Genomic DNA, 12537 nt, shown 5'->3' on the forward strand with positions numbered 1-12537 from the left:
AAAAAACGATCTTTCTTATATAGAAAAGATCGTTTTTTTTAATTCATAGATTCTGCAATTCTTATTAAATTAGTAACATTGTATTTTCTTTTTATGTATAGTTTGTTACCAAGGGCGATTTTATATTGAAAGCCGTCCTTCTGAAAGATAAGTTCGTATGCTAAATCAAAATGAGGATTATATACTGCCTTTATATTATGTTTTAAATTGTAAAACTTAGTTCCCTTATGTACATTTTGATCTAATTTATGATGAACTGGTGAAACAGTGATTTTAAAAATGCCATTACTATCTTCATTGTAGTAGTGGAGGCTTAAGTAATCGTTATAGATGTACCCTTGAAATTCGTGAATTTCGAACGGGAATTTTGTAGGAGTAAGTATATGTTTCTTATACTTCATTTCATATTCTTTTACAATAGTAGCTTCTTTCATAAGAGGATTCGTTCCATCATAAATTTGATTAATCCGAGATATTTTATTATTCTTTGTTACTATTTCTAAAATGTAACCGATAGTAAATTTACCATCAGTGTCTTTGAAATAAGAAATAAGAATTGTAGTATCTTCTTTTGGAGAGGGTACTATTTTAATCTCATGAATATGTTTATTCGTTTGGAAAGTAGGCAATTCAATCCCTTCAGTTACATATGATCGCATTAATTTTTTATCATTTTTGAGTAAAGCTTGTTTAAAGTCACTTATCACATTTGTTTGAGATTTCGCCATAATAATTGAGATCGATTGAAAATATAGTAAGAAAAATACGCAAAAAATTTTTATGAATGTATTGGTCAATTTTATCACCTTGTAACTATGTTTCCTTAACATTGAAATATATATGTATAGGAGGGGAGAAAATGAGTTTATTGCTTGATGTAATAATAGATATAATTTTATTTTACCCTCGAAATGACATGAGATTAAAACATCATATTGCCAAATTAAGCGAATTTGAGTGGTTTCGAAAGCTACACGAAGATACAAAGTATACAAAATTAATTTGGAGTAATAGAAAAATTAAAAAGTTAATTTTGTCTACGACTAATATGGAAGCATTAATAAATTCCGAGAAAAAACAAATAGAATTTGTCCAACTAGTGCACGATGAATATAAAAAAAGAAGATAAGAATTTTTTTATTTTTCATATTTGGCGAAACAAATGGTACAATGAAAGCTAATGTGAAAAATAAGGAAAAGAAGTGGTCTATTTGAAAAACTTTTTAGAATTAGGAATTAGTGAAACTTTTAATCATACATTACGTGAAAATGGAATTACAGAAGCAACACCAATTCAAGAGCAGGCAATCCCTGTTATTATGTCAGGTAAAGATATTATTGGGCAGGCGAAAACAGGAACGGGTAAAACGTTAGCATTCGTGTTACCGATTTTAGAAAAAATCGATCCAAAGTCTAGTGATGTTCAGGCTTTAATTGTTGCACCAACAAGGGAACTAGCACTGCAAATTACAACTGAAATTAAAAAAATGCTTGTTCAAAGAGAAGATATTAATGTACTAGCGATTTATGGTGGGCAAGATGTAGCACAACAATTGAGAAAATTAAAAGGTAATACACATATTGTTGTTGCAACACCAGGACGATTATTAGATCATATACGACGTGAGACAATTGATTTAAGTAATCTTTCAACGATTGTACTAGATGAAGCGGATCAAATGCTTTATTTCGGTTTCTTATATGATATTGAAGATATTTTAGATGAGACACCTGGTAGTAAACAAACGATGTTATTCTCAGCAACGATGCCAAAAGATATTAAAAAATTGGCGAAGCGTTATATGGATGAACCGCAAATGATTCAAGTACAAAGTGAAGAAGTAACGGTAGATACAATTGAGCAGCGTGTCATTGAGACGACAGATCGTGCAAAGCCAGATGCACTTCGTTTTGTTATGGATCGTGATCAGCCATTTTTAGCTGTTATTTTCTGTCGTACAAAGGTTAGAGCAAGTAAGCTTTATGATAATTTAAAAGGACTAGGTTATAATTGTGCTGAACTTCATGGTGATATACCTCAAGCGAAACGTGAAAGAGTTATGAAGAGTTTCCGCGAAGCTAAAATTCAGTACTTAATCGCAACGGATGTAGCAGCTCGTGGACTGGATGTAGATGGTGTAACGCACGTATTTAACTTTGATATCCCTGAAGATGTAGAAAGTTATATTCACCGCATTGGCCGAACAGGACGTGCAGGTGGATCAGGTCTTGCAATTACGTTCGTTGCAGCGAAAGATGAAAAACATTTAGAAGAAATTGAAAAAACGCTTGGTGCACCAATACAAAGAGAAATAATCGAACAACCGAAGATAAAACGTGTAGATGAAAATGGAAAACCGGTACCAAAGCCGGCTCCGAAGAAATCAGGCGAATATCGTCAAAGAGATAGCCGTGAAGGTTCAAGAAGTGATTCAAGACGTGGTTCGAGAAATGGCTCAAGAAGTGATTCAAGAAATAGTTCAAGAAATGAAAACAACCGATCATTTAATAAGCCAAGTAATAAAAAAGGTAGTACAAAGCAAGGTCAGCAAAGACGTGGCCGTTAAATAGTTATAATTGTAAAGAGTCGCAAAATATTGTGGCTCTTTTTTTGTTTGTATAGAAAAAGGATGATGGCAAGAAAAAACAAAAATTTCATTCACCGTATTTAAAACTTATAAAGGAAATTTTATAGTCCAAAACCAGTAGAACAAGGGTATTACAACCATGTCGTAATTCAAGAACAAGTGCAACTTACGTATGGACAATATTTAATCGAAAAAAATTGAGAGAAAGCAATTCGTACTAGCTCCTCTGATGATGATACGAATTATGAAAAAATCAATTGGTATAACGATACGAAAATATTTTTTGCTAATAAAGAATTGGATGATTTGGTGAAAGAAATTTATAACACATTCAAACGATACGGGAATGTTATGCTACAGCAAAAAGAGAACGGAACTTATTATGTCTACTATTTCAGTAGACCACTTTGGTTGAAAGAAAAGGTATTTAAGTGAGCGAGTATTTTCATTACACATTCCGCAATTATCGAAATGGAACAAGAGAAGTTTATGAAGGATTTAACTCGTATGGGGGTACGAACGTTGGAAACTGAAAAACTAATTTGTTAGTTTTGTTCGATGGGGAACTCGAGAAATACAACTGCCATCCTTATTGGGAAATTGCTTACTACGACGATGAAGGTAATGTAATGTAAAGTTACCAGATGAGATAGTATGCGAAATAAGAAAAAAGGACTAGCAGTCTTACCTGCCGTCCTTTAATAGGAGAAAAAGTAATCTTGTTTAGAACTACGCATAAACAGAAAATCTGCTTGTAATTAGTTTTACCCTAAATATACGTGTCTATACAAAAAAGGGATAAGTAAAAAATACTTATCCCCGGAAGGGAAATCCCAAGCACCAAAATGGCTCGTATTGGTCTGCAGGTTCAAAAGTAGTATATGTAAAACAAAAAATCTCATACAAAAAGCAGACAATGGTTTTGGTTGTCTGCCAGTGAGTTCAATGAGTTAGCTAATTGTGATAATTTGCATCCCTATTACGAGAAGAGTGAAGCTGCTAGTTCAAACAGCTTGTTGGTATTATTATCGATTTCTTAAAAAATATACAGAGAAAGCAGATAAGTGAAGAGCCTACCTGCTTCTGCTGTAACAAAAGAAAGAAGTATTAGCCGTGGACACGGCGACTTGAAAATAGTATGTATTTTTATTTGAAAAATATTCAAAGGGTGAAGAAACATGGAATGTTTAATAAATGGTATTTGCGAAATTAATCAGCTAATTAGTAAAACAAAGAGAAAAACAATTTGCAAATATAACAATAAAAAGGTAAATGTTCAAAAGAGTGATGAGTATAAAGTAAAATAGAATAGCTATATTAAAGCTTGATTTTCATAAAAAATAAAGCACACATATAAGTGTGCTCTTATGAACGCTTTAGATTAGTATGACTACATAGTCACCATACAATAAAATATGCTTGTTTGATATAAATGTGTGTTACATCTATAACATATATTCTGGGGTGTATAAGGAATATTAAATGTTAATTAGCCAAGCATATTGTTTTTATTAACGAATTTGTGCAACTGTTAAAGCGGCAGAACGAATATCTATTGTACCAATTACTTCAACCGGTACAATTTGAATTAAATCACCAGGGTTTAAGTTTATTAGAATGACACCGCTGGATACATCTACTTGACCAGTGCCAATGATATTAGAACGGACTGCGGTTCCAGATCCTGCAATAATATTCGTTGATGAGTTTAGTGTTAAGAAAAAGCGCGCTGCTTCCGGGGCTAATGGAACATTATCGAGGCTGATTGTTAATGTATAACTGATTTGATAAATACCAGCTACTTGAATTCTAATACCAGTTCCTGTACTAATTGTATCATTGATTACAGGGACAGTAATGTTTGGATTTGGGCCCGTACTAGGTAGTAGTAGTGGCGTGAATAGTGTGGCAAATTGAGGTGAAGTAGCATTAAAAGCAAAACCGAGAGCTGGTAGTGTACTGGGGGCTTGTGCTCTACAATTAAAGTTTGTGAGCTTACGACTAGATGATCGCATATTTTCACTCCTTTCTTTCATTTAGATTGCGTGAGTAATAACCACACGTTTTGGACAAGCACAATACAATATATGAAAATTTATAGTGAATAGTGCAGAGGTGTACTGTTATGGATAAAACTAACTGCCTATTGTACAAAGGAAACACTACGCTTACAGAAATAGTTTGTAACCTAAAGTTGAAAAAATAGCATGAATAGAGTTGAAAATGTTATTTAGAAATGAAAGAAAACAAAATAAAAAAGAGCACGCATATAAGCATACTCTTTGACAAGAAAGGTAGATTTTTATGAGTGGATTCCTCCATACAATAATATATGCTCGTCCGGTTAATAGTTGAGAAAGGAAGAATGCATATGAAACGAATGGAAGCGAATAACAAAATAAAAATTTCATTTTGTAAAAAAAGGGAATGGATATATGTATTTATTAGGAAAACGTAGTTAAAGAGTTCTTTAAGAGGTAAGGACTGGAACGAAATAAAAGAGCAGCTAGCAAAAGCTAACTGCTCAATACAAGGAGATACAGAGAAGACTACTTTACATGAATGTTGGCATACAGCCTACATTCAGTATTGACCGAATATTTATTTTAAATCCAATTTATTTAAAGTAAACATCCCAACAGATAAAATGGCTGCGCCTGCTACAGAACCTAGCCAGTCTCTCCAGCCTAATGTATTTAAAGATGCATCTGTTAAATCCATAATTAAGAAGATAGCAAACATTAATACACAAAATGCTAAGCCTCCCCAAAATATTTGCAAATATTTAATTATCTTATTTCGGAACTTGCTCATATAAATCACCCTTATTAATAATTTATATTTTTATAAATAAACTATTACATATATATAAATTAAAAGTACGGAATATGCAATATTGCATATTGGGACTCAACAAAATAATCCATTCATAAGTAAATAAATCGAACAGAGGGGAACCGTATCGTATGAATCAATTGTCATTTTTTGAAGCTATCGATGAAAAGGAGATGCGTAGACTTGTGGTAAAGGAGATGAAAAACTACAAAGTATTGTGCGTCTGCATGAAGAATTAAGAAAAATAGGTTTAAGCAGGGGGCATCGTTCTTTTCCTAAAATGAAAGTTGACGATAAGAAACATGAGATACGTTTTAAACAAATTGAACGGACGTTAAAAAATAAAAATTTATAAAGGAAATAGAAAGAATGATGTTGTATATATACAATAATAGGAAACTTTTTACTAATTAAACATATAATTAAAATAGACCGACAGTCGGTCTAGCGGGAAGGAGAGCTTGAATGCGCATTGTAAAGGAGTATGAGGAGCGTAGAAAGGAAATTTTAGAAGTTGCTGAACGTTTATTTGTAACGAAAGGTTATACGAAAACAACAGTAAATGACATATTAAAAGAGATAGGGATAGCAAAGGGGACGTTTTATCACTATTTTAAGTCGAAAGAAGAAGTAATGGATGAGATTATTATGAGAGTTATTAAAGAAGATGTTGCTAAAGCGAAAGTAATCGTCTCTAAGCCAAATATCCCAGTTTTAGAAAAGTTATTTCGAATTTTAATGGAACAATCGCCAAAATCAGGGGATGTAAAAGATAAAATGATTGAGCAATTTCATCAACCAAATAATGCAGAAATGCATCAAAAAAGTTTAGTACAATCGATTATACATTTATCTCCAGTATTAGCTGAAGTTTTAGAGCAAGGAATTGAAGAAGGGATATTTTCAACTTCATACCCACAAGAAACGATTGAACTATTACTATCCTCAGCGCAAGTCATATTTGATGATGGGTTATTCCAATGGAAACCGGAAGAAATGATGAGGAGAGTGAAAGCTTATATTAAAATGATGGAAGTATCTGTTGGAGCGAAAGAAGGATCCTTTGATTATATGATGGAGGTTTTAATGAAACAGAAATAATGTTTTTCTGTTTGTTTATTATAGACCGACAGTCGGTCTAAATTAAAGGAGGGGTGTGATTATGATGTCCATAAGTATAAAATCTTCGATGAAAGATTTTTATTTAATGGTGAGTGGGCAAATTATTACTATTTTAGGTTCAACTCTTTTACGTTTTGCATTGTCATTATATGTACTAGATATAACAGGACGTGCTGATATATTCGCAGGATTATATGCGGTAACGAGTATTCCGTTTTTGCTAGCTCCTCTTGGCGGAGCGATAGCAGATCGTTTTAATCGCCGTAATTTAATGGTTATATTTGATTTTATAAACGCTACGATTGTATTAAGCTTTATAGTTTTATTATTTACTGGATCTGTATCTATATCTATTATATTGATTGGAACAATAATGTTTTTATTAGCAGTCATTAGTGCAATGTACTCACCAGTTGTAATGGCAAGTATTCCACAATTAGTTCCTGAGACAAAGTTAGAACAAGCGAATGGTATCGTAAATGGTGTGCAAGCACTATCTAATATAGTTGCTCCTATATTAGGAGGAATATTGTACGGCATAATTGGTTTGAAAATGCTCGTAATAATAAGTTGTCTTGCTTTCTTTTTATCTGCGATTTTAGAAATGTTTATTACAATACCTTTTATAAAAAGAGCACAAGAAAGCCATATAATACCGACAATTGTAAAGGATATGAAAGAAGGATTTATATATGTTTTAAAACAGCCATTTATTTTGAAGGCTATGTTACTTGCAGCTTTATTTAACTTAATTTTGACACCGCTATTTGTTGTTGGAGGACCTATTATTTTACGAGTAACTATGCAAAGTAGCGATACGATGTATGGAATTGGGATGGGGTTAATTGATTTTGCCACCATATTAGGTGCATTGTCAATCGGTTTCTTTGCTAAAAAGTTACAGATGAAAACATTATATTATTGGATGCTTATTATAGCTCTATTAGTAATACCAGTAGCGCTATCAGTTACACCATTTATTCTTAATTTAGGACACTACCCACCATTTATCCTCTTTATACTTTCTTCCATTCTAATTGCAATGATTATGACGATTGTATCCATCTATGTAATTACTGTAGTCCAAAAGAAAACACCAAATGAAAACCTAGGAAAAGTAATGGCAATTATAACAGCGGTATCCCAATGTATGGCTCCAATTGGGCAAATTGTTTATGGCTTTATGTTTGAAGGATTCAGTATGAAAATATATTTACCTATATTTGCTATTAGTTTCATAATGATAATAATAGCGATTGTAACGAAGAAAATATTATGGAATGAGGGGAACTAGCTTAATATGATTAAGAGAATGTTAAAACGAGATTTCTCTCAAAATAAAATAATAATTTCCATTTTATTTATGTTTATCATGTTATCAAGCCTTTTAATGGCTAGTGCTTCAAGTAACGTCATAAATCTATTGAATTCAATGGATCGATTGTTTAAAGTATCAAGCGCACCGCACTTCGTACAGATGCATGCCGGAGAAATAAATCAAAAGTCAATTGATTCATTTGTAGAAAAAAACCCGCTTGTAAAAAAACAGCAGACGAATGAGATGATCCAAGTAAACGGATCTAACATTTTTATGCAAAATAAAAATAAGGCAGAACATAATAGCGTAATGGATATTAGTTTCGTGAAACAAAACACTAACTTTGATTTTTTATTAGATTTAAATAATAAAGTGGTAAGTGTTAGTAAAGATGAAATAGGTGTACCAATTTATTATATGCAAAAATATAATTTGCGTATTGGAGATAAAATATGGGCCGTTAAAAATAATAATGAACTAGAATTGACTATTTCGGCATTTGTTCGTGATGTTCAAATGAACCCATCAATTGTTAGTTCAAAACGATTTGTAATAAGTAATGAAGACTTCGAAAGAATAAAAAGAAATTTCGGAGAAATCGAATATCTTATTGAATTCCAACTAACAGATATAAATAAAATAAATGAATTTGAACATCTATACCAATCAGCGAACTTACCTCAAAAAGGTCCCTCTATTACGTATTCACTCTTTAAAACACTCAATTCATTAACAGATGGAATTATAGCTGCAGTGCTTAACATAATAAGTGCACTATTAATGCTAATCGCAAGTTTATGTATAAGATTTACAATTATTACTTCTATGGAAGAAGATTATCGAGAAATAGGTGTTATGAAAGCTATCGGCATTACAAGTACAGAGATTCAAAAGCTATATATAACAAAATACGTTGTTATAGCTGCTAGCGGATGTATATGCGGATATTTTCTTTCATTATTTGTTACAAAAATATTCACCTCAAATATTGCTCTTTATATGGGGGCAGCGGATAAAAATATTTTACACTATGTTGTTCCATTGGTAATCACAACTTTGTTATTTCTAGCTGTTATCCTTTTCTGTCGAATTATTTTACGGAATTTTAAGAGAATTACAGCGGTAGACGCTTTACAATCAAGAGATAAACTAGGAAAAAGAAAAAGTAGAAAATCTTTTTCAATCAAACAAACTAAAATTACAAATGTAAATATATTTATAGGAATACAAGATGTTGTAAAAAGATTTAAGTTATATCGCGTATTAAGTATCGTATTAATAATAGCTGTGTTCATGATTGTAGTACCTGTTAACTTTTTGTATACAATTCAGTCACCGGAATTTGTAAATTATATGGGGACAGGAAAAAGTGATATTCGAATAGATTTACAGCAATCTGAAAATATAGAGAAACGATTTAAGGACGTAATTTCATATATACGAAATGATGATGAAGTAGAAAAATATGCAGCATTTGTAACGAGTACATTTAAAATGGTAAACGCTGATAGTACACATGAAAACTTAAATGTAGAAGTAGGAGACTTCACTCAATTTCCATTAGAGTATATTCAAGGCAAGTCACCCAAAAATGAAAATGAGATTGCGCTTTCTTATATGAAAGCAAATGAATTAAAAAAGAATGTAAGGGATGAAATCATCTTATTTGTAGATGGAGAAGAGAAAGCACTAACTATTAGTGGTATATATCAAGATGTAACGAATGGTGGGAAAACAGCTAAAGCGAGCTTCTCTTATAATAACGAAAATATATTATGGTATGTAGTAAATGTAGACGTGAAGACTATTGTGAGTTTGCAAGAAAAAGTAAAAGAGTATAAACAAAATTTTCATTCAGCAAAAATAACAGATACAGATAATTATTTATCTCAAACTTTAGGAGAGACAATTAAACAATTAAGACTCGTGACTCAAGTGGCAATGTTGGTAGCTATAGCGATCTCTGTTTTAATAACTACGATGTTTTTAAAAATGTTATTGGCAAAAGATTCTTCGCAAATATTAATTATGAAAAGTATCGGCTTTTCTTCCAAAGATATTCGTATACAGTATATAACACGTTCTATTGTCATCGTATTATTAGGCATTGTAACAGGGACATGTATAGCTGCTATGTTTGGTGAGATGTTAGTAAGTTGGTTGGGCTCATTTATGGGAGCAGCTCATATAAAGTTTGTCGTAAATCCTATCGTCTCTTATGTAATATGTCCAGCTATTTTATTTATATGTGTGACTGCAACAACACTTTTCAGTAGTTTCACTATGAAACAAGCAAATAATTTAAAACGAAATGGGGAGTAGGGGTTGTAACGTGAAAAAAATTGTAGAAGTAAAACAATTAAACAAAAAATATTCAATAGATGAAAATGCAAATTATTACGTGCTAAAAAATATAGATTTAGAGATTTATGAGGGAGAATTTGTATCGGTAATGGGGCCCTCTGGTTCTGGGAAATCAACGTTACTATATAATATTAGTGGAATGGATCAAATGTCATCAGGAAGTGTAAAAATTGATGGTAAAGAAATATCATGTATGAAAGAAGAAGCGTTAGCCAAATTGCGCCTTACTGAAATAGGATTTATTTTTCAGCAGAGTAACCTTCTTAGAAACTTGAATCTATTCGATAATATCATCTTGTCAGCATATTTAGCGAAATGTGAGAGTAAGAAAATAGTAAATGAACGTGCTCTAGAGCTAATGGGGAAAATGGGGATAAGTGATATAGCATCTTATTATATAACCGAAGCATCTGGAGGGCAATTACAAAGAGTTTCTATTTGTAGAGCACTCATCAATAATCCAAATGTTATTTTTGCTGATGAGCCAACTGGTGCTCTAAATTTAAAATCAACAGAAGAGGTAATGCAAATATTATTAAATATTAACCGTGATGGAACTACTATTATGTTAGTGACTCATGATGTAAAGGTAGCAGCGAAAACAGAAAGAGTTCTTTTTATGGTGGACGGAGAAATTGTTAGTGAGATACAGTTAGGTAAGCTTAGGAACGATGATTTAAAAGTGCGAGAAAAGAAGTTGTTAAAATGGTTAGCTATACTTGGATTTTAAAGACACAAACCCCTATTGAATGTAGGGGTTTTTTCTTTGTCTGAAAGTTTAAAAAGATATATAATAATTTTCTGACTATTAAAATGTGGAGGGATACAAATGAAAAATGAAACATTACTTACCCAAGAAGATATTTTAAAAATGCTTGATTCATTATTAAGACCGGCAGAACCATTTTGGAATGAATTTTATGCGAATAGAGAAAAAGATGTTCCGTTTTTTGAAAATGTTCCAGATGAGAATCTAGTTTCGTATATAGAAAAAAAGTGGGTTTCAAAAGGAAAAGTACTAGAACTTGGATGTGGTCCGGGTAGAAATGCAATTTATCTAGCAAATGAAGGATTTGATGTAACAGCTGTAGATTTATCTATAGAGGGCATTAATTGGGCGAAAGAGAGAGCGTTAGCAAAAGGAATAGAAATTCATTTTATTTGTGATTCAATTTTCAATTTAGAGGTTCAAAACGAATTTGATTTTGTGTATGATTCGGGCTGTTTACATCACATTCCACCGCATAGAAGAATAAATTATGTGGAATTAATTAAAAACTCATTGAAATCGGGCGGTTATTTCGGATTAACATGTTTTGCAGCAGGCGATTTAGATGAGCGAAATGGATCAGAAATAACAGATTGGGACGTATATAGAGGATGGAGTTTACAAGGTGGCCTTGCATATTCTGAAGAAAAATTAAGAGAGATATTTAAAGGATTTGAAGTGATTGAAATTAGAAAGATGAAACAGATTGAACAACCAAATACTATGTTTGGAGAGTCATTTCTTTGGACAGCATTATTTAAGAAGAAATAAGAAAGTAGATAATTGACAAACTTATCATTTTTATAGACAATACACTTACGGGAATATATGTTCGGTTTTTGTTAACCGATGTATATTTTGCATAAATACATAACAAGGGGCTGTCTCTATGGGTAACACAAAGCAAAAAATTACTACGTTTTTAATGTTTGAAGGAAAAGCTGAGGAAGCTATGAATTTTTACACGTCGCTATTCGATCAATCAGAAATTGTAAATATCTCTCGCTACGATGAAAACGGACCGGGTAAAGAAGGTACTGTAATTCAGGCAACGTTTACGTTACACGGGCAAGAGTTCATGTGCATAGATAGTTATGTAAATCATAATTTTACATTTACACCAGCTATGTCTCTTTATGTAACTTGTGATACGGAAGAAGAAATTGAAACGGCTTTTAATAAACTAGCGGAGGATGGAGCAGTACTTATGCCTTTAGGTGCCTATCCGTTTAGTAAAAAATTTGGTTGGTTAAATGATAAGTATGGTGTGTCTTGGCAGTTAACTCTTGCTGAATAAATAGCATAGCTTATTTGTTTAATGGATTCAGTTAAGAACTTTAAAAATTAAATAATATTAAAAAGGCATTCTAACTTTCAACAGGTTTGGAATGCCTTTTTATGTGTAAGTGAGTGGTTTGAAACTACCAATTCTATGGTTATTTTAAGTGAATTGAATGGATATATAATTTTGTGAGTTTTTATAATTTTTAGTGATTATTGTTATTTATCTGTTAATATAAATATAGACAACTATGTAATAA

At 31.9% G+C, this 12537-nt stretch carries 13 protein-coding genes; 10 read left to right on the plus strand and 3 right to left on the minus strand.

Going from position 1 to position 12537, the window contains the following annotated elements; genetic code table 11:
- Positions 1-38: 38 nt before the first annotated feature.
- Entirely contained in the window at positions 39-830 is a 792-nt protein-coding gene (locus ATN06_RS12185) for a hypothetical protein (protein WP_088116161.1), read from the minus strand.
- A gap of 29 nt (positions 831-859) precedes the next feature.
- Between ATN06_RS12185 and ATN06_RS12190 the strand changes: the two genes are divergently transcribed.
- From ATN06_RS12190 to ATN06_RS29590, 4 genes are all read left to right on the plus strand, one after another.
- Positions 860-1129 (plus strand): hypothetical protein, encoded by a 270-nt coding sequence (locus ATN06_RS12190; protein ID WP_060630853.1) that lies wholly within the window; start codon positions 860-862, stop codon positions 1127-1129.
- A 73-nt stretch (positions 1130-1202) separates the two neighbouring features.
- Positions 1203-2567, plus strand: a complete 1365-nt coding sequence (locus ATN06_RS12195) for a DEAD/DEAH box helicase (RefSeq protein WP_060630854.1) — start codon at positions 1203-1205, stop codon at positions 2565-2567.
- 231 nt (positions 2568-2798) lie between these two features.
- Complete coding sequence (locus ATN06_RS29810) at positions 2799-3023, plus strand: hypothetical protein (protein WP_420480583.1); 225 nt, start codon at positions 2799-2801, stop codon at positions 3021-3023.
- Positions 3024-3766: 743 nt separating this feature from the next.
- Entirely contained in the window at positions 3767-3895 is a 129-nt protein-coding gene (locus ATN06_RS29590) for a hypothetical protein (protein ID WP_254904406.1), read from the plus strand.
- A 204-nt stretch (positions 3896-4099) separates the two neighbouring features.
- On the opposite strand, the gene exsF is transcribed toward ATN06_RS29590, so the two are convergent.
- A complete protein-coding gene (exsF, locus tag ATN06_RS12210; RefSeq protein ID WP_060630855.1) occupies positions 4100-4603 on the minus strand; it encodes an exosporium protein ExsF in 504 nt (167 codons plus the stop codon).
- Positions 4604-5189: 586 nt separating this feature from the next.
- Entirely contained in the window at positions 5190-5402 is a 213-nt protein-coding gene (locus tag ATN06_RS12215; RefSeq protein ID WP_060630856.1) for a hypothetical protein, read from the minus strand.
- Positions 5403-5888: 486 nt separating this feature from the next.
- Between ATN06_RS12215 and ATN06_RS12220 the strand changes: the two genes are divergently transcribed.
- From ATN06_RS12220 to ATN06_RS12245, 6 genes are all read left to right on the plus strand, one after another.
- Positions 5889-6524, plus strand: a complete 636-nt coding sequence (locus tag ATN06_RS12220) for a TetR/AcrR family transcriptional regulator (RefSeq protein WP_060630857.1) — start codon at positions 5889-5891, stop codon at positions 6522-6524.
- Positions 6525-6585: 61 nt separating this feature from the next.
- A complete protein-coding gene (locus ATN06_RS12225) occupies positions 6586-7839 on the plus strand; it encodes an MFS transporter (RefSeq protein WP_088116162.1) in 1254 nt (417 codons plus the stop codon).
- Positions 7840-7845: 6 nt separating this feature from the next.
- Complete coding sequence (locus ATN06_RS12230; RefSeq protein ID WP_060630858.1) at positions 7846-10185, plus strand: ABC transporter permease; 2340 nt, start codon at positions 7846-7848, stop codon at positions 10183-10185.
- 10 nt (positions 10186-10195) lie between these two features.
- Positions 10196-10957, plus strand: a complete 762-nt coding sequence (locus ATN06_RS12235; protein ID WP_060630859.1) for an ABC transporter ATP-binding protein — start codon at positions 10196-10198, stop codon at positions 10955-10957.
- Between the two features lie 99 nt (positions 10958-11056).
- Complete coding sequence (locus ATN06_RS12240; protein WP_060630860.1) at positions 11057-11767, plus strand: class I SAM-dependent methyltransferase; 711 nt, start codon at positions 11057-11059, stop codon at positions 11765-11767.
- 118 nt (positions 11768-11885) lie between these two features.
- Positions 11886-12293: a VOC family protein gene (locus ATN06_RS12245; RefSeq protein ID WP_060630861.1), complete on the plus strand. Its 408-nt coding sequence runs from the start codon at positions 11886-11888 to the stop codon at positions 12291-12293.
- Positions 12294-12537: the final 244 nt, after the last annotated feature.

The sequence above is a fragment of the Bacillus thuringiensis genome, from assembly GCF_001455345.1.
Classification (GTDB): domain Bacteria; phylum Bacillota; class Bacilli; order Bacillales; family Bacillaceae_G; genus Bacillus_A; species Bacillus_A thuringiensis_N.